The 21687-nt window shown below is 64.2% G+C and carries 13 protein-coding genes and 1 CRISPR repeat array; all 13 genes read right to left on the bottom strand.

Annotated features, from left to right (window positions below; all coding sequences use genetic code 11):
* Positions 1–75 precede the first annotated feature (75 nt).
* Positions 76–3747: direct repeats of the CRISPR family, unit length 37 nt; unit sequence CTCTTTCGCAGCATCTCTGCTGCGACCTCATTGAAGC.
* An 840-nt stretch (positions 3748–4587) separates the two neighbouring features.
* Positions 4588–5088 (bottom strand): hypothetical protein, encoded by a 501-nt coding sequence (locus ACQR1B_RS28535; RefSeq protein ID WP_434835719.1) that lies wholly within the window; start codon positions 5086–5088, stop codon positions 4588–4590.
* Positions 5089–5105: 17 nt separating this feature from the next.
* Positions 5106–5675: a type II secretion system protein GspM gene (gene gspM / locus ACQR1B_RS28530; protein ID WP_434835718.1), complete on the bottom strand. Its 570-nt coding sequence runs from the start codon at positions 5673–5675 to the stop codon at positions 5106–5108.
* A complete protein-coding gene (locus tag ACQR1B_RS28525) occupies positions 5672–6787 on the bottom strand; it encodes a PilN domain-containing protein (protein ID WP_434835717.1) in 1116 nt (371 codons plus the stop codon). The genes gspM and ACQR1B_RS28525 overlap by 4 nt, the downstream gene beginning before the upstream one ends.
* Before the next feature lie 34 nt (positions 6788–6821).
* Positions 6822–8588 carry a GspE/PulE family protein gene (locus tag ACQR1B_RS28520; RefSeq protein WP_434835716.1) on the bottom strand — a complete coding sequence of 589 codons (1767 nt, stop codon included), beginning with the start codon at positions 8586–8588 and terminating at the stop codon, positions 6822–6824.
* Positions 8585–9418: a general secretion pathway protein GspK gene (locus tag ACQR1B_RS28515; protein ID WP_434835715.1), complete on the bottom strand. Its 834-nt coding sequence runs from the start codon at positions 9416–9418 to the stop codon at positions 8585–8587. The genes ACQR1B_RS28520 and ACQR1B_RS28515 overlap by 4 nt, the downstream gene beginning before the upstream one ends.
* A gap of 15 nt (positions 9419–9433) precedes the next feature.
* Positions 9434–10102, bottom strand: coding sequence for a PulJ/GspJ family protein (locus ACQR1B_RS28510; RefSeq protein ID WP_434835714.1), 669 nt, complete (start codon positions 10100–10102; stop codon positions 9434–9436).
* A 9-nt stretch (positions 10103–10111) separates the two neighbouring features.
* Positions 10112–10564, bottom strand: a complete 453-nt coding sequence (locus tag ACQR1B_RS28505) for a type II secretion system protein (RefSeq protein ID WP_434835713.1) — start codon at positions 10562–10564, stop codon at positions 10112–10114.
* The gene (gene gspG, locus ACQR1B_RS28500) at positions 10561–11049 is read right to left on the bottom strand and encodes a type II secretion system major pseudopilin GspG (protein ID WP_434835712.1); all 489 of its coding nucleotides are present in this window, start codon (positions 11047–11049) and stop codon (positions 10561–10563) included. Before gspG ends, ACQR1B_RS28505 begins: the two co-directional genes overlap by 4 nt.
* 10 nt (positions 11050–11059) lie before the next feature.
* Complete coding sequence (locus tag ACQR1B_RS28495) at positions 11060–11530, bottom strand: pilus assembly FimT family protein (RefSeq protein WP_434835711.1); 471 nt, start codon at positions 11528–11530, stop codon at positions 11060–11062.
* Positions 11527–12747, bottom strand: coding sequence for a type II secretion system F family protein (locus ACQR1B_RS28490; RefSeq protein WP_434835710.1), 1221 nt, complete (start codon positions 12745–12747; stop codon positions 11527–11529). The genes ACQR1B_RS28495 and ACQR1B_RS28490 overlap by 4 nt, the downstream gene beginning before the upstream one ends.
* Complete coding sequence (gene gspD / locus ACQR1B_RS28485) at positions 12747–14963, bottom strand: type II secretion system secretin GspD (protein ID WP_434835709.1); 2217 nt, start codon at positions 14961–14963, stop codon at positions 12747–12749. Before gspD ends, ACQR1B_RS28490 begins: the two co-directional genes overlap by 1 nt.
* A 301-nt stretch (positions 14964–15264) precedes the next feature.
* The gene (locus ACQR1B_RS28480) at positions 15265–15594 is read right to left on the bottom strand and encodes a hypothetical protein (protein WP_434835708.1); all 330 of its coding nucleotides are present in this window, start codon (positions 15592–15594) and stop codon (positions 15265–15267) included.
* A 14-nt stretch (positions 15595–15608) separates the two neighbouring features.
* The gene (locus ACQR1B_RS28475; RefSeq protein WP_434835707.1) at positions 15609–21053 is read right to left on the bottom strand and encodes an RHS repeat-associated core domain-containing protein; all 5445 of its coding nucleotides are present in this window, start codon (positions 21051–21053) and stop codon (positions 15609–15611) included.
* Positions 21054–21687: the final 634 nt, after the last annotated feature.

Raw genomic sequence — 21687 nt, 5'->3', positions numbered from 1 at the left:
TCGCCCCTGCTATCGCGTCAGCGCTCGCAGCTCGGCCCGAAAATCCAGGATTCGGAACAACTTGCGCCCCGAGCCCTCTTTCGCAGCATCTCTGCTGCGACCTCATTGAAGCATGGCGCGCTCTCCAATCAGAGTTGGGGGGGTGGGCTCTTTCGCAGCATCTCTGCTGCGACCTCATTGAAGCGATCGAGGACGAGATGCTGCGGAACGCGCTGTTGGTCTCTTTCGCAGCATCTCTGCTGCGACCTCATTGAAGCGTCGCATCCGGGATAATGAGCGCGGCATCACGCGATGCGGCTCTTTCGCAGCATCTCTGCTGCGACCTCATTGAAGCGCCGGTCGGCTCCGGTGATGACCCGCATCCCGGGCTCTACTCTTTCGCAGCATCTCTGCTGCGACCTCATTGAAGCCGCCGCGCGCCGCCGGCGATCACCCACCACATGTTGTTGAGCTCTTTCGCAGCATCTCTGCTGCGACCTCATTGAAGCGCAGCGCCCGCCGGCGACCGTGGCCTTGGCAGCTTCCTCTTTCGCAGCATCTCTGCTGCGACCTCATTGAAGCGCGGTGTTCGGCGCGAGCGTGGTGCTTGGCACCGCCGGGCTCTTTCGCAGCATCTCTGCTGCGACCTCATTGAAGCTTTCCATTCGCAGCGTGCGCCTGCCGAAGGTGACGTCCTCTTTCGCAGCATCTCTGCTGCGACCTCATTGAAGCGTCGTGGCGTGCGGGCCGTTGGCCAGTGCGCTGCTCCTCTTTCGCAGCATCTCTGCTGCGACCTCATTGAAGCTGCGGCTCCGGCACGTCGTTCTGGCCCGCCGCTGGCATCCTCTTTCGCAGCATCTCTGCTGCGACCTCATTGAAGCCCGTGTGCCGTTGTCGCAACTCCGATACAGGAACCTCTCTTTCGCAGCATCTCTGCTGCGACCTCATTGAAGCGAGAGGATGTCGGACGTCTTGCTGACCTCATAACCGTTCTCTTTCGCAGCATCTCTGCTGCGACCTCATTGAAGCGATCCCGAGGCGACGGCGCCGGAGTTCATCAAGTTCATCGACTCTTTCGCAGCATCTCTGCTGCGACCTCATTGAAGCGGACTCTGCATCGCGCGGTTGTCGCACCGGGTTTCGCGCCCTCTTTCGCAGCATCTCTGCTGCGACCTCATTGAAGCCTCGCTTTTACCGCTTCAACGAATGCCAAAGGGACACGCAGCATCTCTTTCGCAGCATCTCTGCTGCGACCTCATTGAAGCTCCTTGGCCACGGCGCTGAAACGCGCGGGCGGCGGCTCTCTTTCGCAGCATCTCTGCTGCGACCTCATTGAAGCAACGCCTCATCGCGGATGAACTCCGCTAGAAGCGGCTGCCTCTTTCGCAGCATCTCTGCTGCGACCTCATTGAAGCCGGGATGGCAACCGCAATAGCCCTTGCAGCGATCGCAGACATCTCTTTCGCAGCATCTCTGCTGCGACCTCATTGAAGCTCCCGTTCCCGCCGAAACTGGAAAGAAATCTTGCCCCCCTCTTTCGCAGCATCTCTGCTGCGACCTCATTGAAGCAAGAAGCGTCCCACCACGGTAGAGGTGGACGTTAAGGATTCTCTTTCGCAGCATCTCTGCTGCGACCTCATTGAAGCACGGCGAGAAGCAGGTAATTGACGTGCCCGTGGCCGCGCTCTCTTTCGCAGCATCTCTGCTGCGACCTCATTGAAGCGGTCCCCTTCGGCGCGCAGTCGTGGCAGAGAAGCTTTCTCTTTCGCAGCATCTCTGCTGCGACCTCATTGAAGCCCGAACGCATCCCAGGTCGAGAGCTGCTGGAGCATGCCGAGCCTCTTTCGCAGCATCTCTGCTGCGACCTCATTGAAGCGCCCAGATCGCCGGCGCCTTCGGCAAGGAAAGCTCGGCTCTTTCGCAGCATCTCTGCTGCGACCTCATTGAAGCATGGGATAGCGGGTGTACAACGCGGTGCCGCCGGGATCTCTTTCGCAGCATCTCTGCTGCGACCTCATTGAAGCTCTTGAACATCCCCTGCGTCTCTCTCCATATCGACGATCTCTTTCGCAGCATCTCTGCTGCGACCTCATTGAAGCACGCGAACCGTTGCAGGAGCCGACGAAGTAACCAAACTCTTTCGCAGCATCTCTGCTGCGACCTCATTGAAGCTTCCAGGCTGCACTGATGCATTGCCGCGACGATCTCGACCTCTTTCGCAGCATCTCTGCTGCGACCTCATTGAAGCGCGTGTCATGGCGGTGGCGAGGTCACGAAATAACCGCGGCCTCTTTCGCAGCATCTCTGCTGCGACCTCATTGAAGCACGACCGTCGCCGAAGTCACCGGCATCACGCCTCCGGCGACTCTTTCGCAGCATCTCTGCTGCGACCTCATTGAAGCGATGACTGACGATGCGCATCTGTCGCCGCTCGACGCCGCCCTCTTTCGCAGCATCTCTGCTGCGACCTCATTGAAGCGACACCGACCATCCGGTGATCGCGGCCGATGGCACCACCTCTTTCGCAGCATCTCTGCTGCGACCTCATTGAAGCAACATCTTCGCCTCGCAGGGCGATGGCCGTCGCATCACTCTTTCGCAGCATCTCTGCTGCGACCTCATTGAAGCGCGTCGATCGGCACGGTCGGGTCGGACAGGGCCCTGGACACTCTTTCGCAGCATCTCTGCTGCGACCTCATTGAAGCTTTCAGGCGCACGTCCATGAAACAGATCGGCCAGGCGCTCTTTCGCAGCATCTCTGCTGCGACCTCATTGAAGCAGCAACCTTCGCAAAACCAGGAGCGACAACATGAAGCGCATCTCTTTCGCAGCATCTCTGCTGCGACCTCATTGAAGCGATAGCAACCTGCGCTGTAGGGGCTATCAGTTCGAGTTCGGCTCTTTCGCAGCATCTCTGCTGCGACCTCATTGAAGCTCGTAGAGTGGCTGAAGCCATGATCGAATGCCGTCCTCTTACGCAGCATCTCTGCTGCGACCTCATTGAAGCTGCCATGGATGGAATCCTGTTTCTGATTGATGTTTTGAAGCTCTTTCGCAGCATCTATGCTGCGACCTCATTGAAGCCGTTCGTTCTGTGCGTTCGTGCGCCTCGGCGATTTTCAGGGCTCTTTCGCAGCATCTCTGCTGCGACCTCATTGAAGCGGGTTCTCGCACATCATCAGCGCCCCGGCGCTGCTGAAGCTCTTTCGCAGCATCTCTGCTGCGACCTCATTGAAGCAGGGTGAGTTGTGAGACGGACGCCTTCAGCGCAGCCACCGCCTCTTTCGCAGCATCTCTGCTGCGACCTCATTGAAGCATGCCGCCCGCCCCTCCGCCTGCTCCGGCCCTTCCCACTCTTTCGCAGCATCTCTGCTGCGACCTCATTGAAGCTTCGGAGCGGGTGGCGGCGATTTCGGGGCGCCCCCCCTCTTTCGCAGCATCTCTGCTGCGACCTCATTGAAGCAGATTGCCGAGAATGGCCATAGAGTCTCACTGCTCCACTCTTTCGCAGCATCTCTGCTGCGACCTCATTGAAGCTTTGCCCTCGCTTTGTAGATCGGCTTGTTCGCCTCATAGTGGCTCTTTCGCAGCATCTCTGCTGCGACCTCATTGAAGCGGCGCCATCGATCGTGCCGGACTACGTGAGACGGCAAATCTCTTTCGCAGCATCTCTGCTGCGACCTCATTGAAGCAGGCGGCGGCGGATCCCGGCGCGGCCAGCAACTGGACTCCTCTTTCGCAGCATCTCTGCTGCGACCCCATTGAAGCCATCTCGCCGCGCCGATCTCTGCGCGGCGATAGGCGGAAGGCCTCCCTGATATGCAACTCCGTCTCCGCGCCGCGATTGGACAGCATCGGCTTCACAAACCTTCGATCGTGCGCGGCGAAAGCCAGCGAACGCAGACGAAATCCCTGCAAAATCGACCAAGCTGATCGACGTCCTGTTGCTCATATCGGATTGCGGGGGTTCGAGTCCAAGCTCGATCATTGCTGGCTTCCTGAGGAAGCCTCGATCGCGATAGCGAAGCTCTTGGCCAAACGAAGACGGCGGATGAGGAGGTCGTAGGTAAGAAGCTTGGGTCGGGAGCTCCCGACGGCTTCGTGGGGCGAAGACAATTGCTAGTTTCCCCGAACCAAAACCAGACTAAACGGAAATCTTAGTCTGGGTCATTTTCGGCCAATGCAGAAATCGATGATTGTTGAAAGAGCTAGCTGGCGCTCCCGGAACGATGCGAACGTCCGACCCTCAGATTCGTGGTAAAGGCAAGGTTCTGTCGAGAGGACGTCCATCCTTCATTCTCGATGAACCCTAACGATAGCGCTGCGCGCAGCCGACCCGGGCCGTCGCAATCCCTCATTCCCGGAATCCGTCCCGGCGGTTAGACCGGGACGGTGAGTGAGTTATGACAGAAGTGGTTGCGGGGAGATGCAACCACCGATACCGACATTCGCTTGAAGTGGCGATCTGAGCCACGAGTACTCTGAGCTGATCGACATCCAGACCGGGTCCCAGCTCGGCGAGGACGACCATCACCTCGCAAAGCGCGATCTGATCGCGGGATTACAATCAGGCGCGCCTGCAGCAGAGGAACCACAAGGACGCATTTCTCAATCTCGGGGATAGAGCTTCAGCTCGATGCTGCGCCCGGCCTGCTCGATCCGCACGCCGGAAGGATCGATCATCTTGACCTGCCAGCCTTGATACGACTCGTCCTCCGAGACCCAGGAGCCGCCGCTCGGTCCGCCCTTGCTCTGCAGATAGGCCTTGCTCCTGCCAGCTTGGATCACGACGCCGCCCACCTGCAGGCCGGGATCGGCTGGGACCATTGGCGGCAGGACCGCTGGCGCAGCAACCGGCCGCGGCGGAGGGGGTGGCGGGGGAAGGAAGGGTTGGCGCGAGCGGGAGAACACTGGACGAGCCGTGATCTCGGCATAGGCATCGAGCGGCGGTCGCTCGGCAAGTTTAGCGATCGACTGCGGCAACGCCGCCTCCCAGGCCGCGCGGGGCACGCCCGCCGTACCGCCGCCCAGCGCCAGCATCGCGAGCTTCGCTCCGAGCACCAGATTGATCGCGCCGAGGAATGCCATCACACCGAGCCGCGGGGTCACGCGCCATCTCGACAGCCTCATTGGATCGCACCGTAGATGTCGAGCTGCGCCTGCAGGACCGGCTCTTCCACCTGCCCCTGGCGCAAAGCCGGCCCGCTCTTCACGCTGGCATTGGACACGAACAGATAGGGCTTCGCGCTCTCGATGGCATGCACCACGCGCATCATCGCCGGGAACGGTCCGGTGAAGTCGAGCCGCACGCCGCTGTACTTGATCTGATCCACTGTGCGGCCCGGCAGTGATTGAATGGCGCGAGACTGGGCGCCGGCATTGCCGAGGATTGCCTTCAGCCGCGTCTGCAGATCGGCTGCGATCACGTTGTCATTAGCGCCGGTGAGAAACTCTCCGCTCTGAAACTGCGTCTCCGTCTCGGACGCGAGCGCCTCGATCTGCGAGGCCTGGGCGGCCACCGCCTTCAACCGTGCCAGTAGCCGTTGCTGCTCCCCGATGCGCGCATCGCGCTCGGCGAAGATGGCGGCGATCGGCATCACCAGACCCCAGACGATCAAGCCCAAGGCGACCAAGTTCCCCAGAACGAACAGGCTGCGGCGCGCGGGTTGGGCATCGAGCCGAAACAGGCTGGTCATTGCGTTGCCTCCTTGGCGGGATCGGGCGTACGCAGCCTGGCCTGCAGCGAGAAGCGCTCGCGCCCTTCGATCGGATCCATCGCAACCGGCGAGGTCAGCGCGGCATCGACGAACAGCTTCGAGCCATCGAGGATGCCGACGAGGCTGGGTGCCGCTGCGGAGAACCCCGTGAGCGTGATTGAGACCCTGCGTGCACTGGCTTCCTCAGTCAGCCTCAGCTCGGTCAGCCAGGAATGTGCCGGCAGCAGGCGTGTGGCCTCGTCCCATACATCGATCAAGCCCGGCTGCTCGCGGCGCTGCAGGCGCAGCCGCGCCAGCGCTGTCCGCCGCTCCCGCAACTGCTCCATGGTAGCCCGCACCCGCTCCGCATTGCGCCGCTCGACGGCGATCTCGGTATCGAGCTGATCGAGCGCCGCCTGCTGCCGCACATGAGTGAGTCCCGCCAGCATGCCGCCAAGAAGGACAGCGCTGCAGCACAGCGCAGCGAGCGCGATCCGGTAGGGCTGACGCGCCGCCGATTTGCGCGCGAGACGGATGGTCGGTGCCATGTCGCCGAAGACGACGAAGCCGAACTGCGCGAGCGGCAGCCGGAGCTGATCGGCCGCCTCCTGCACATGCTGCCGCCGCGTCACCCATTGGCGCACCGCGATCCGGCCGTCGCTCGTCCGGCCCGCAGCGTGATCGGAATAGATGTCCTCCGCCTTGAACGGCGTCCTGCGCAGCAGGTCCTGCGGCACGATGGCATCGATCGCGCCCCGCGCCTCCGCCGGGAGCACGATGTCGCGGCTGAACACGCTCGCCTCGGGCAGGCGCAGTCCGAGCTCGACATCACGAACGTCGAGTCCATGACGCGTCAGCAGCGCGGCGACTGCCGGCTCCGCGTCCAGCGACGATGTCTCGCAGGCGTTCAGTCCGGATCTCGGATCGGTGAGCCGGAGTCTCAGCGTGCCCTCGCACCGATCGAGCACGATGCGCGGCTTGCCTGCTGCGGACAAGATCACTGCGAGCAGCGGCGGCAGCAGATTGAGGAATTCCGCGCACCACCAGTTGGCGGCCCGCTGCATGAGCTCACCCGGACGCGCCGTCCGCATCGCATTCAGCAATGCCGCCATCTCACCGCTCCCTCTGTCAAGCTCGCCCGCGCCATCATCCCATGCGCGTCGCGCGCAGCACCTCGTCGATGGTCGTCTCGCCACGCCAGACTTTTCGTACGCCCAGGTCGTACATGCTCTGCATGCCTCCTGCGCGGGCGGCCCGCTCGATCGCCGTGTCCGCCGCCTTCGCCAGGACCAGGGACTGACACTCCTCATCCACGACCAGCATCTCCGCGATCGTCGAGCGGCCGGAGAAGCCGGTATGGCCGCAAGCCTCGCAGCCCTGCGGCTGGCGGATGTCAGTAGCCCCGTGCGCGCGCAGATCAGGGGCGGATCGCTCGAAGCTTTCGGCCCAATACGCGGCCTGCGGATGAGGAGATGCGCAATTCATACAGAGCTTCCGCACCAGACGCTGCGCGATCACGCCCTTCAGGGTCGAGGCCAGCAGATAGTACTCGACGCCGATGTCGATCAGCCGGGTGATGGCGGAGGCGGCGTTGTTGGTATGGAGCGTCGACAGCACGAGATGCCCGGTCAACGACGCCTGGATGGCGATGCGCGCGGTCTCGAGATCGCGTATCTCGCCGATCATGATGATGTCCGGATCCTGCCGAAGCATCGCGCGCAGCGCATGAGGAAAGGTCAGACCGATGTCCGACTGCACCTGGACCTGATTGATCCCGGGCATTTGGTATTCGATCGGATCCTCGACCGTGAAGATCTTGCGCTCGGCGTTGTTCAGCGCCTTCAGCGCCGTATAGAGCGTCGTGGTCTTGCCGCTGCCGGTCGGACCGGTGACCAGGATGATGCCGTTCGGCTGCTGCAGGAGGGATTGTAGCGTCGCGATGTGCTCCTCGGAGAAGCCGAGCTCGGCGAAGTCGAGACTGACGCGGTTGCGGTCGAGCACGCGCAGCACGACGCTTTCGCCGAAGGCGGTCGGAATGGTCGAGACGCGGAAGTCGATGTCGATGCCGCGCACCGCGATCTTGATGCGCCCATCCTGCGGCAGCCTGCGCTCGGCGATGTCGAGCTTCGACATGATCTTCACGCGCGAGGTGATCGCCGCGCGCAGATCTGCCGCGAGCACCTGCACCGTGCGCAGCACGCCGTCGATGCGATAACGCACCAGCACCTGGTCGACATTCGGCTCGATGTGAATGTCGGATGCCCGCGCTTCGACGGCATGGGCGATGACCTGATTGACCAGGCGGATGATCGGCGCCTCGCTGGCAAGATCGCGCAGCCGCTGGACATCCGCTTCATTGGCCTCGGTGCCGCCGCCGAGCCGGCTCTCGTCCTGGCTCGCATTGTTCGGATACAGCGCGCTGCACGCTTTGTCGAAATCGGCCGCCGTGAACAGGCGCATGTCGACCGGCAGTCCGGTCAGGAACGCCAGCGCGCGCACCGGATCATGATTGAACGGATCGGTCACGCCGACCGCCAGGCGGCCGTCGCTTCTGCCGAGCGGCAGCACGCGGTTGTTGCGCACGAACGCCGCCTCGACCAGCTCCGGCAGGACAGGCTCGATCGGCAGCTCGGTCATGCGCACCAGGTCGAGCGCCAGATATTTCGAGAGCGCGGCGACGAGGCCCGTCTCGGAGACGAGCCCGAGCTTGGTCAGCACGGTGTCCAGCCGGTCGCCTGTGGTCAGCGCAGCCCGGCGAGCGCGATCGAGGCTCATGCGATCGAGGATGTTCGCCGCCAGCAGAAAGTCGCCAAACCCCTGCAGCAGCTCGCCGCGATCGATGTCGAACAGGGAGGGCTGAGCACCGGCGGCCGCGGCAGCGTGGTCGATGGCCGGCATGATGGGATCCCTCATCTCATGCTCCAGCTCAGCACCCAATAGGGCTGCTGCGGGTTTTCCGTCAGCCGAACCGCGACGTCCCCGACGACGCGACGCGATGCCTCTGAGAACTCCGTCCTGATGGAGAAGGCGCGCCCGCGCAACGCCGTCATCGGGTTGCCGTCGAGCTGACCTGCCCTGTTGTCCATGCTCGCACGCGCAGCCACGGTCGCCTCCGCACTCTGCGCCGTCATCCCCGGCAGCGCGCGCAGCACTTCGGGCGGCGCCAGTTGCGGATCGACGAACTGCCGCCCCGAATGCACCGTGAGCGCCGGCGCGATTCTGGCGAAGATCTCGGGCGTCATGTCCATGACCAGGCGCAACTCGTCGACGCTCTGGAACGGGCCGTTGCGCGGCCGATAGGCGGCGTCGCGCGCGGCATAGTCGCGGTCCTTGGCGCCGTTGAGATGCTTGAGCGCCGTTGCGGTTCGCCAATCGACGATCTTGTCGGTCAGGCGTGCGGCGGCCTGCGCATCCAGCTCCGCCGATTGCAGCAGGCTGCTGAGCATGGCCTCGTCGGTCTGATTGAGATCGATCCGGCCGAGCTCGTCCTGCACCCGGATGGCGAGCTGCGTCCCATTGACATCGAGCCGGTAGATCCGGCCATCAGCGCGCCAGCGCCGCTCGGCCCTCGGCTCGAGCAGACCGTCGACGGCGGCGTTGACGCCGGCCTCGACGAGCGCCCTCAGACCGGCCTGCGTGATCTCATTGTGCGCCAGACTATACGACACGCTGCTCGACCAGGACAGCGACAGCGACACCGCGATCAGCAGCGCGAGCCCCCAGAGCACCGACAGCACCGGCATGTCGCCTCTCCCCCGCTAACGCCCGCGGCAGCGCATCGTGAGCGCGTCATAGACGCAGGCAACGTCCGCCTGCAAGCGCGGCGCGATCACCAGCTCCGGCCAGCTCCGTCCATCGCCGGGACGCATCACGACGCGCAGCCGGATCACGCCCGGCGGCTCGATCTGCTGCTGCCAGCTGGTGCTGAACTCCGCTTCTCCCGATGCCGTGCCCCTTGGCGCATAGCCGAATTCGACCCGGTCGATGTTCGACACCAGCAGCGTCCGCTCCGGCGCCTGATCGACCGCCAGCTCCGCGCGCGACTGCAGAACGAGATCGACGCGATCGCGCTGCCGCTCTGCGAGCAGCTTGAAGCGGAAGCGGCCGGCGCCGCCGGAGACCGCCGGCGCATCGCTGAGGAATTCGAGGCTCTCGGCCTGCCCGTCGAGATCGATCCGGCGTTGCGCGGCGCCCTCGCCCAGCATCATCGGATAGAGATTGCCGATCAGCCGCCGCAGCACGTCCCTTGCGGCGAGCTCGCGCTGAAACGCCTCGGTGCGGGCGCTGCCGCCGCGCCAGGCCTGCAGGCCGAACTTGACGCCGTCGAACAGCACGACGGCGAGCAGGCTGAACAGCGCGAGCGCGACCAGCACCTCGACCAGGGTGAAGCCGGCCTCATCACGCTCGGATGTCTGCGGCAGCGTCATCAGCATGTCTCACCGTGATGCCGCGGTGATCGACGCGGAACGCGATGCTTTGGGTCCGAGGCGCAGCGTCGACAGCGCGTAGGAGCGCGGCTCCTGACCTTCCATCCAGCCGACCTGGACGGAGACCTGGTAGAGTTCCACCATCCGCGCGTCCTCGGCCGGCGTTGCGCGATAGGGCTGGATCGCGAGTTGCCAGCGATAGCCGCCCGGCTCCGTGCCCTCGCGCGTCTCGGTCCGCAGCGGACTGATGGTGCCGACCTGCGCCAGCACCGATTGCGCCAGCGAGACCGCGCCGGCCAGCCGCTCGGCCATTCCCGCTCGCGACAGCCCCGTCGACAACAGGCTCATGACCAGGGTCAGGCCGAGCGACAGCATGGCGAGTGCGACGATGACCTCAACCAGCGTGAAGCCGGCCTCATCGGCATCCGTCGCACGCGTGATTGCTGCCGCTGCGGCGGTCATGGCTGCTGCCAGCTCGTTACATTGGCGTTGGCCGTGGTCTCGTCCTCGCGGCCGTCGGGGCCGAGCGAGACGATGTCATAGGCGCCGTGCTGGCCCGGGAATTTGTAGACATAGGGCCGGCCCCAGGGGTCCGTGGGCACCAGCGTGCCGCTGAGATAGGGCCCGTTCCAGCTCGTCGCCGTCGCCGGCTTCTGCACCAGCGCGCCCAGGCCTTCGGCCGCGGTGGGATAGCGGCCATTGTCGAGATGGTAGAGATCGAGCGCCGAGGCGAGGCTGCGGATCTGGATCCGCGCCGTCTTGAGCTTGGAGTCCGACAGATAGCTCAGCACGCGCGGGCCGACGAGCCCCATCACCAGGCCGATGATGGTGATCACGACCAGCATCTCGACCAGCGTGAAGCCCGCTTCGCCGCCGCTGCGCGTGCGTGCCCGGCACTGCCCGTGCCGCTTCATCAGATCGCTGAACTTCGTCCATCCCAGCATCATCGCCTCCCCCTCAACATGTCCCGGCTATCCGCACCGTCCCCATCAGCCATTCCACGCACAGCCGCTGCCGCCGCCCATTCAGCTCCAGGCTGAGATCGCCGCCGGTCGACGAGCCGTCCGGAAAGAAGCGGAAGCCGCCATCGGCCGCGCCGCTTCGCGTGGCGGCGGCATAGGTCAATTTGGCCTGAAGCCCGGTGGTGAAGGCGCGCGGCGGCACCACCTCGGAGCCGAAGCTGCGGCGGTCGACGTCGATGCGCAACGTCATCACCCGGTTCTGCAGGATCGCCGCCGCCCGCGTCGCGCGCAGCGCCGAGGCGATCTCGCTGGCCGCCGCATCCAGGCTGACGCTGCCGGCGCCGCGCGACAGCAAGGGCACGGCTGCGGAGGCGGTCAGCGCCAGGATCGCCAGCACGGCGAGCATCTCGACCAGCGTGAATCCGTCGCTCGTCCCTGCCCGCTCATGTGTCGCCGGCCTGTTCATCGCCCGGCCAGATCGTTGATGCTGAGCACGGCGGTCATCACCGGCATGATCAGCGCGCCGATGATGAGCGCGATGCCGACGGTCATCGCCGGCGTCAGCGCCGCCACGAAGCGATCCACGCGCGTCTGCAGCTGCTTCTCCAGCATCTCGGCCACGCGCAGCAGCATGCGGTCGAGCCGGCCGGCCTCCTCGCCGACCGCGATCATCTGCAGCGCGACGGCCGGCAGCGCCGCCGTCTCGCGCAGCGCGCGATGCAGCGCCACGCCCTGCTGCACCTTTTCGATCGCCTGCTCCACGCCAGCGCGGAGATGATCGTTGCCGACGACCTCGCTCGCCGACCGCGTCGCAGGGATCAGCGGCACGCCGGCCGAGAGCATGGTGCCGAGCGTGCGGGCGAAGCGCGCGGTGTCCTGCTGCAGCAGGAAGCTGCCGGCGAGCGGCAGCCCCAGCAGCAGCCGGTCGAGCCGCCGGCGGCGCGCCGCATCGGCCATGGCGAAGACGATGGAGCCGCCGAGCAGCACGAGCGCGGCGAGGCTGGCGATCACGATCTCCAGCCAGTGCGCCTGCAACGTCAGCATGGCCTGGATAGTCAGCGGCACGGGCTTGCCGCTCTGGGTGAAAATCGGCGCCATCGACGGGATCACGCCGCCGATGATGATGGCGAGCGTGACCAGGCTGAGCACGATCAGCATCACCGGATAGATCAGCGCCGACTGGATGCGCGCGCGGATCTCGGCGCGCCGCTCCAGGAGCTCAGCGAGCTCGCTCAGCACCTGCGCGAGCCGGCCGCCGCTCTCGCCAGCGCGGACCACCGCGACGTAATCAGCAGGAAAAACACGCGTCTGCGCCTGCATCGCCTCCGACAAAGGCCGGCCGTTCAGCACGTCGGCGAGCAGCGCCGCGGCGAAGGTCTTCAGCCGCGCCAGCGAGGTCTGCACCTGCACGATCCTGAGCGCGTCGTCCAGCGGAATCTCGGCGCTGCAGAGGATCGAGAATTCGCGCGTGAAGGCCAGGAGGTCGCCGCGCGCCGTGCCGCCGCCGAGCGTGATCTCGCGGTTCCACCATGCAGTGCTGCCGCCGTCGACGCTGCGCATCTGGAACGGCGACAGGCCCTGCGCCCACAGCGCCGCATCGGCGGCGGCGGCCGAGGCCGCCTCGATCGTCCCCTCCGCGAACGCGCCGTCAGCGCCATAAGCCTGGTAGCGGAAGCGCGGCATCAGTCGAGAATCCTGCGGCCGGTGTCCTCGGCGCGGCGGCGCGCCGGCGGGCGGCGATACGGCCCCTCGATCGCCATGTAGCGGCGATATTCCTCGGTGACGCTGCGCGCCTCGTCGAGGCTGCGCATCACATGCGGGCGGATCAGGATGATCAGCTCGGTCTTGCCGATCACGTTGTCGCGGCTGCCGGCGAGATTGCCGACGAAGGGAATGTCGCCGATGATCGGCAGCTGGCTGCGACCGGTGGTGCGGCTGTCCTGGATCAGCCCGCCCAGCACCAGCGCGTCGCTGTCGTTGACGACCACAGATGTCCGAATCTTGCGCTGCCGGATGGTCGGCGAATTGATGTTCGACGACGTCGTCGGCGCCACGCTCGACACCTCCTGCTCGATGTCGAGCAGCACGCGGCCGCTCTCATTGATGCGCGGGATGATCGAGAGGATGACGCCGGTGTCCTTGTAGCTCACGGAATTGACGATCGGCGCGCCCGTCGTCAACGTCGAGGTCGCCGATTGCGTCGTGATCGGCACCTGGTCGCCGATCTGCAGCACCGCCGGCTTGTTGTCCATCACGGTCAGCGACGGCGAGGAGACGATGTTGACATTGGTGATCTGGTTCAGCGTATCGATGGTCGCCGCGATGTTCGCCGCGGTCAGCGCGTAGGAGAAGCCGGGAAACACCGAATTGACGGCGCCGGAGGCCGCCTCCGTCAGGGTGAATTTCGAGCTGTTCTTGCGCATGTACCATTGCACGCCGAAGCGCAGATCGTCGTTCAGGGTGACCTCGGCGATGGTCGCCTCGATCAGCACCTGGTTCGGCATCTGGTCGAGCCGCTCGATCACCTGCAGCACGCGCTTGTAGTCGGCCGAAGCTGCCTCGATCAGGATCGCGTTCTTGGCCTCGTCGGCCACGATGCGCAGCCGCGGCCCGTCGGCGTCGCCGTCGCGGCCGGTGGGCGCCGATGGTGCCGCCGCTGGCACGACGCTCGGCGCCGCCGTCGACGGCGCTGCATTGCGCATGCCGCCGAAGCCGCCGCTGGACGCGCCGAGGCCGCTGGTGAAGGACGGCGACGACGATCCGGACATGCCGCCGCCGGAGGAAGACGGCTGCGACTGCACGCTCGCGTCCTGATAGTTCGGCGCGACCGTGCGCCGCGCCGTCGTCGCGGCCTGCGTATCGGTGGGGAACATCGACTGCAGCACGTCGACCAGCTCCTGGGCGCGGCGGTTCTGCACGGCGTAGGTGAAGAGCTGCTTCTCGGAGCCTTGCGCCTGCGCGTCGAGCTTGCGGATCCAGCTCTCGGCGCGGCGCAGATAGGCCAGCTGCGGCGAGATCACCAGGATCGAGCGCAGCCGCTTGTTGGGCACGAACTGCACCATGCCGGCCATCGGCCCGTCGCCGCGGTCGGAGCCGAACACGCTCTTAAGCTCGGTCGCGATCGCATCGGGCGCCGAGGTCTTGACCGGGATCAGCGCGAACGACATGCCCTTCATGGTGTCGACGTCGAACAGCGCGATCGCCTCCATCATCGCCGCAATCTCCTGGCGATTGCCCGAGAGCGTGATCAAATTGCGCGCGTCGTCGACCCGCACCACCCCACCGCGCGGCGCGATCGGCTCGACCACGCGCCGGATCTCGGAGGCAGAGACATATTTCAGCTGCACCACCTGCAGCCCATTGCCGACCATCTCGCCGCCATCGGCCACGTCGTCCGTGCGATACGTGCCCAAGACCGCTGTCTGGTCCGCAGCGACGATGCGATAGATGCCGCGGTTGTTGATGACTGCCGCATTGTTGGCCCTCAACGCCGCCTGGAACAGATCGATCACAGCCGCCCGCGCCACCGGCTTCGGCGTCTGAATCGTGATCCGCCCCTCGATGCCGGGATCGACCGTGTATTTGACGCCCAGGATATCGCCGAGCACCGTCTTCGCCGCCTGCGGCGCCGGCACGTTGACGAGATTGATGGTGATGCCGTCGGCGACATCCTCGGACGCCCGCGCCACCGCCCCCGTCGGCGCTTCGCCGACGAAGCGGCCGCTGCCCTCGATCATGGTCGCGGGCCCGCCCCTATTGTCATCGAGCAGCGGCGATCCCGACATCTTGCCCGCGCGCGCGCTCGCAGCCGGCGATCGCACAGCCGCCTGCGCTTGCGCTGCGGCGCCCGCCTCCAGAGCGCTCGTGCCCCAAGTGAACGACGAGGTACTCTCCTCCATCGTCTGGCACGCGGACAACGCCATCGCCAGCAACATAGGAATCATTACTAACTGAATTTTTCGAGTTCCGCCGCGCAACGCCACCATCCAACCAAAAGCAGCCATGGCCACCCTACAACTAACACGCGCAGTCTAAAGGGTTTCGGCAGCACGAGATATTGCCCAGCCGACACGCCGGCGACTCAAACACATTCTCTTGTGCAGCACTTCGCTCAGATAACGCTCGGCGTTCTATGTAGAGGCGGCCCTCGACTTGATCTCGATCGGGCAACATCATCTGGTGCGCTGTATGAGCCACGGTCTAAATCTTCAACAGATCCTCAAAGTCGCAGCTGGGCGCGACTTTCATTGCTTCTGACTTAAGTGACTCAATGAGCTTCTGCACATCTTTTACAAACCCAGGTCCCGTGAAGCCAGAATTCGCCTCTACCTCAAGATAGTAGGGCCAAGAGATGAAATCCGATTCTCCATCCTTGCTAAACGGATTCTTGTAGCAATCAACACTCATTGAGCTCGATTTTATGGAGCGCCACTCGATCGGTGCATCGAGTATGCGTGCAATCGTCGATTTTAGACTGTCATATGACAGGTCAGCTTCCACGTAGATCTTACAGTAGTCGTAATCACTCATAGTGCATCTCCAAGCTACGGTCCAATTAGTGGTATATAGGGTCCGCGATCGAATGTGCCCCCTTTTCGGATAACAGAAAGATCTACGTCCATTCCGAATATGCGCTGCAACTCGTTTGCAGTTGGCTTTAATCTCGCTTCACCCGTCTGAATGATGCCTTTTTCCACAGCATTGGCGCGGGTACGGGCCAAGCTCGAGCCGGGATTTGGCGACGCAAGCCTAGATTGAGTGTTTAAGAATGCTTCAAATTCTGCTTCGGAAACGCGAATACCAATATCAATATCGGATCTCGCAGTGGCTGTTCCTGCAGCTCGACTTCCGTGCACAAAGATATCATCGCCCAATCCTAACTCTGCGGCCCTAATTCTTATCAAGTTTGATCCCTCAACGAACTGAGCTCTGCTCAAACCCTGAGGCAATCGGCCAAGAACTTTGCCGAGAATGGCACCTCCCAATTCTGCTCCAAGTATCTCTGCGCCCAACTCAGAGAGACCGCCCGCAGCATTCCCGATAACGGCACCCGTGATTGAAGATCTCGTTCCATGGATCAGCGTATCGGCATCATCAAAACTACCGAGAAATCCTGCCCTGAAGCCATCGTCAAAACCTCCCCAAAAGGTTGTAGCTGGTGTGACGAACCGATACGCGGACGCCGCTCCCAGATATCCATATGAACTGCTTCCCATCGCGAATCCTGCCGCCACCGCTTGAGCTGGAACCGTTGGGGCAGCCGTTTGCTGCGATCCGGTTCTATGCCCAAGCGGACTAGCAAAGACGCCTCCTGACACGTCGACAAAGGTGCCATTTGGCTGCAGCCCGGGCGGAGGTTGCGAGCGTCGCCAAATCAAATATTGAATCTGATTTCCGATCGAATTGTAGGACACGGTTGCCTGATATGAGTACCAAGCACCCGCATTGATGCCGGTCAGATACGAAATTCCCGGTGGCGGGAAGAAGTAAGCTTCGTTGCCGATCGTTATTTGCGAAACGTAAGAAGCTCCAGAGTCATCGTGCCCGCTAGGATCGGTCACCGACAGCGGCCGATTACGGACGTAGGTGTATCGGTTAAAGCTCTGCAGGTCGGACGGATCGGGGACGATGCTGTCGGCGCTGGTGAAGCGACCGAGAAGTGGGTCATACAGGCGGGCGTTAAAGTTGATCAGCCCAACGTTAGCGAGGTGCTCCTGGCCGGTGAAGCCTTGCGTGGTCTGGCTGGTCAGGCTGCCGGTGGGATCATCGGCCCCACTGGGCGCGCGGCGCTTGCCCCAGGCGTCGTATGAATTGCGTTCCGCTGCGGCGCCCTGCTCGTTGGTCAGGACCGCGACCGAGCCGAGGTGATCGGCGTGGAAGTAGCGGATCGCGACCGAGCCGCTGGTAGTGTTGCTGAAGCGCGCGCCGACCGGGGCGCCGCCGACCGACAGATATTCGGTCCATTGGTTTCCGGCGAGCAGCTCGGCGCGGACGCCGAAGGCGCTGAAATAGAGCGTGGTGCCTTCCGGCGCGGTCTGCATGAAGCGCTGATGGTCTGGATCGTAGCCGAACCCTATGGTGCGAGAGCCCTGGCTGACCAGGATCGGCATGTTGGCCGCGCTGTAGGCAATGGTCCGGCCAAGGCCTGCGGTCTGGTTGCCGTTGGCATCATAGCTGAAGCTGGCAGTGATGGCGCCTCCACCGACGCTGGTCACCGCATGAGGCCGGGCCGAGCCCGCCGCGGGATAGGTGTAGGTGCCAACGTCGGATTTCGTGATCAGGTTGCCGATCGGATCATAGGCGTAAGTCTTCACCAGCGGCGTGGGCGACAACGTCACGGTCGACTGCGTCAACCGGTTCAGTCCGTCATAGACCAGGCTCTCCGCCAGACCGGCGTTACCGTCGGTGCGGCTGAGGAGATTGCCGATCGCATCGTAGGTGTAGACGAAGTTGGCGATGTTGCCACTAGAGCCGGCCTGAATGCTGAGCAGCCTGCCGGTCGCGGCATCAAACCCCTGCTGGGTGACGACGCCGTTGCCGGAGGTCTGCTGGGTGATCCGCATCTCTGCATCGACGGCGTTGGCCGTCCAGAATGACGGGCCGCCGACACCTGTAAGGCCGCTGACGTCGCCAAGGCTGGTGTGGGCATAGCTGACGCTGAAGCCCGAGGGATAAGTCACCGTGCTGAGGCGGCCATTGGCATCGTAGGACCCTGACATGGTGTAGACCGAGCCTGCGATCGTGATGGCCACCTGCGCCGGGCGGGTCAGGGCGTCATAGACGTAGGCGCGCTGATAGCCTGCACCCTGGCCGGAGGTGACGCTGGCCGAGGCCAGCATGCCGATGCCATGGGGGGCGGTATCGTAGGTCCAGACCGACGTCATATCCGGCTCGATCCGCTGGATCAGGCGGCCGAGCTTGTCGTAGCTCAGTGCCGTCGTCTGGCTCTTGGCATCGGTCTGGCTGATCAACTGGTTGGCGGTATCGTAAGCGTAGGTCCATGCGCCCATGTCGGGATCGCTGCTGGCGATCTTGCGGCCGCGGGTGTCGTAGGTCGCCTTGACGGCGTTACCAGCCGCGTCGGTGGTCTGAGCCAGCGTGTCAAACGGACCGTAGGCATAGCTGATCGTCCTGTTCAGCGCGTCGGTGAGCGCAACGACATGGCCCTGGCTGTCCCGTCTGACGGTGCGCGTCTGGCCGAGCGCGTTGGTGATCGTCGAAGCCAGGCCATGATAGGAATGCTGCGTGACGCTGGTGTCGGGCGCGGTCTCGATCAGGACACGGCCGAGCACGTCGTAGGTGAAGGTGGCCCACTGCGCCACACCGCCTGCAACGAAATAGGGCCGGCTCTGCTGCTTGACCCGGCCGAGATTGTCGTACTGCCTGGACGTCCGCACAGGCGAGCCATCAAAGCCCTGCGTCTCGCTTGCGATCGGGCGCTCGAGACTGTCGAGATAGGCAGTGCTGCTTGCCCCGTTCTGGGTGGCACCGTCGGCTGCGAGCGGAATGGCCTCGACCAGATAGATGGCTCCGGACACGCATGCCGCGGTGCCGCCGTTGACGCCGTTGCAGAACTGATAGGACCATCTGGTCTGAGTGCCGTCGGGACGCACTTCCAGGATCTTGCGCCCGAGGCTGTCATAGGTCCACGTCGTGGTCAGTCCGTTGGGTCCGGTATGGCTGGTCGGCTTGCCAAAACGCGGATCGTATTGCCAACTCTCGCTTTGTCCGAGCGCATTGGTCGCACTGGCCGCAAAGCGGCCTTGGGCATCATAGGCCGCGCTTGCTGCGCGGCTGCTGATATCGGCTCCGCTGGCGGTGGCGCTCAGCTTGTTACCGAAGGCATCATAGATGTAGTCGGTCTGCAGCCGCAGCGCCGGCGTGCCGGGCTCAATCACCTCCTGCGTCAGTTGCCCGGAGGTCGGGTCATAAGAAAAACTCGACGAGCGCGTGGCGCTGATCGACGTGCCACCACCGGGCGGATTACCACCACCGCCACCGGAATTGGACGCAGGCGTATAGGTGATGACGATAAGACCCTGAGCACCAGCGCTTCCCGCCGAGCCGAGGCCGGAACGGCCGGCACCGCCACCTCCGTATAATCCTGCCGATCCGTTTGCGCCGGAAGTGGTGCCACCGCCACCTGCACCACTTGCTGCTCCTCCGCCCGAGCCATGGCTCGAATCCCATTCGGTGCCGGTGCTGCCGTTGCCGCCCGCATTGTTGACCCACGCGCTGCCGTTCCAATAGCCGGCGCCGCCGCCGCCTCCATTGCTGCCGTTGCCGCCGGCTACGCCGGCAGAGCCCGCAGCGCCCCCACCCGTACCTGCATAGTTATTGCCTCCGGCTCCTCCACCAGCACCGTTCGATCCGCCGCCGTTGCCGCCGCCGCCGGCACCCGAGCCATTTTGCCCGCTGGTCCCGCCTGCACCTCCATTGCCATTCGGACCTGCCGCTCCGCCACCGCCGCCACCACCATTGCTGGTCGCACCGGATCCACCACCTGCGCCGCCGGAATAGCGGACGGACCCCAGTCCGCTTGCAGCCGCGCCGCCGGCACCGCCGCTCGCTGCGGCGTAGCCGCTGCTGATGCCGCCGCCTGCGCCGCCTTTGGCGCATACCGATTGCGCCGAGCAGGTCGATCCAGATCCGTTGAAATAGCTATCCCCGCCTGTCGATCCCACACTTCCAACATTGCCTCCAGAGCCTCCAAAACCAATTTGGTAGCTAACGGTCGCTCCTGATGGCAGGGAGACATTGCTGACCTTTGAATAGGCGCCACCGCCACCACCGCCGGCCCCCTCGTCGACTGATGGGCTGGAGCCGCCACTACCGCCACCACCGCCACCGATCACTTCGATCGTATTGTTCGAGCTGTTCCAGTCGCTGGGCACCGTCCACGTTGTGCCATTGGTCAGAAAGATCTGCAGCGAAGAACCCGGCGGTGGTGGCGGCGGCGGAGGAAGAGGCGTGTAGTTAATGACGATGATGCCCTGCGCACCACCACTCCCGGCCGAGCCGAGGCCGGACCGACCGGCGCCGCCGCCACCATACAGTCCCGCCGATCCATTCGCGCCGACCGTGGTCCCACCGCCGCCGGCACCGCTGGCGGCGCCGCCGCCTGAACCATGGCTCGCGTCCCACTCAGTGCCGGTGCTGCCATTGCCGCCAGCATTGTTGACCCACGCGCTGCCATTCCAATAGCCGGCGCCGCCGCCACCGCCATTGCTGCCGCTGCCGCCGGGCACGCCGGCCGATCCTGCCGACCCTCCCCCCGTGCCGGCGTAGTTGTTGCCCCCGGCTCCTCCACCCGCGCCGCTTGATCCCCCACCATTGCCACCGCCGCCCGCACCGGATCCATTTTGTCCGCTGGTGCCGCCTGCGCCGCCATTGCCGTTTGGACCTGCCGCGCCACCGCCACCGCCGCCACCATTGCTGGTTGCGCCAGACCCGCCTCCAGCGCCGCCTGAATAGCGGACGCTGCCAATCCCGCTGGCGGCCGCGCCGCCTGCACCTCCGCTCGCTGCGGCGTAGCCGCTGCTGATACTGCCGCCCCCACCGCCTTTGGCGCAGACCGACTGGCTCGAGCAACTCAAGCCTGCCCCGTTGAAGTAACTATCGCCACCGGGTGAGCCAGCACTTCCCACGTTGCCCCATGAACCGCCAGACCCGATCTGATAGGTGATGACAGCACCGGGCTGCAGGTACAGGTTGGTGATCTTCGAATAGGCACCGCCGCCACCACCGCCCGCGCCCTCGTCAACCGAAGGACTGAAGCCCCCGCCGCCTCCACCGCCGCCGCCAATCACCTCGATCGTGTTGGCCGCGTTGTTCCAGTCGTTCGGCACCGTCCAGGTCGTGCCCGAGGTGATAATGATCTGCGTCGCGCTCGCCACATCGATCGGAGCTACACCGACTAGAAACAGGAATACTGTAAGAGCACGAAATATTGAGCCGGGTGCCGACCATAACGGCCTCGCAGCTGGCAAGCCCGGTCCCCGCGGCAATTCATGATGGGTCCTCCGGCTACCCGCACAAATGGCTCGCCCTACTAACATTTCAGCCCCCAACTTCCTACAAACTGTCAGTACCTGCCGCATGTCCCAAAAACGTGCTGGCGGCTGGCCCCAACACTGCTATCTTGTCCATTGATCAGTTGACCGGCCCGCGGACGTCGCCCGTCGTGCTCCACGTCACGAACGAATTGCCGACTACTGAGTAGCCCGCCGTGCCGCCTAAACCACCGGCTTTGCTCAGGCAGCGACTGAGTGCCGTGAACGATGCCGCCTGTTGACCAGGTTGACCAGGCCCACCTCCATTTCCAGCGGTCGGCGCTATCGTATTTTGCGTATTTCCGCCTGCGCCGCCAGCAGTGAGCGATCCCGGCGAACCATTTTGTACTGTCGGCACCGGGGCTTGCGAGGAAGTACAAAGCCCCACAACGTTCCGAGCAACTCCGAACGCTCCAGAAATGCTCCCAGCCCCACCACCGCCTCCGTTGCTACATCCGTTCACTGTTCCTTGACCACCGCCGCCGCCGCCACCGCCGCCCCAAATCGAGCCGTTATTGATGATCGTGACAGGGTGCTGAGCATGGAATGCCGCTCCTCCGTCTCCTCCGGG

It is taken from the genome of Bradyrhizobium oligotrophicum (assembly GCF_051168495.1).
Lineage (GTDB): Bacteria > Pseudomonadota > Alphaproteobacteria > Rhizobiales > Xanthobacteraceae > Bradyrhizobium > Bradyrhizobium oligotrophicum_A.
This window is presented reverse-complemented; position numbering and strand designations above follow the sequence as displayed.

What these genes read in the sequence shown, in the direction of transcription:
- gspM (WP_434835718.1), bottom strand. Translation starts at nt 5,675, where the DNA reads ATGACCAGCCTGTTTCGGCTCGATGCCCAACCCGCGCGCCGCAGCCTG.
- ACQR1B_RS28525 (WP_434835717.1), bottom strand. Translation starts at nt 6,787, where the DNA reads ATGGCGGCATTGCTGAATGCGATGCGGACGGCGCGTCCGGGTGAGCTC.
- ACQR1B_RS28520 (WP_434835716.1), bottom strand. Translation starts at nt 8,588, where the DNA reads ATGAGGGATCCCATCATGCCGGCCATCGACCACGCTGCCGCGGCCGCC.
- ACQR1B_RS28515 (WP_434835715.1), bottom strand. Translation starts at nt 9,418, where the DNA reads ATGCCGGTGCTGTCGGTGCTCTGGGGGCTCGCGCTGCTGATCGCGGTG.
- ACQR1B_RS28510 (WP_434835714.1), bottom strand. Translation starts at nt 10,102, where the DNA reads ATGACGCTGCCGCAGACATCCGAGCGTGATGAGGCCGGCTTCACCCTG.
- ACQR1B_RS28505 (WP_434835713.1), bottom strand. Translation starts at nt 10,564, where the DNA reads ATGACCGCCGCAGCGGCAGCAATCACGCGTGCGACGGATGCCGATGAG.
- gspG (WP_434835712.1), bottom strand. Translation starts at nt 11,049, where the DNA reads ATGATGCTGGGATGGACGAAGTTCAGCGATCTGATGAAGCGGCACGGG.
- ACQR1B_RS28495 (WP_434835711.1), bottom strand. Translation starts at nt 11,530, where the DNA reads ATGAACAGGCCGGCGACACATGAGCGGGCAGGGACGAGCGACGGATTC.
- ACQR1B_RS28490 (WP_434835710.1), bottom strand. Translation starts at nt 12,747, where the DNA reads ATGCCGCGCTTCCGCTACCAGGCTTATGGCGCTGACGGCGCGTTCGCG.
- gspD (WP_434835709.1), bottom strand. Translation starts at nt 14,963, where the DNA reads ATGGAGGAGAGTACCTCGTCGTTCACTTGGGGCACGAGCGCTCTGGAG.
- ACQR1B_RS28480 (WP_434835708.1), bottom strand. Translation starts at nt 15,594, where the DNA reads ATGAGTGATTACGACTACTGTAAGATCTACGTGGAAGCTGACCTGTCA.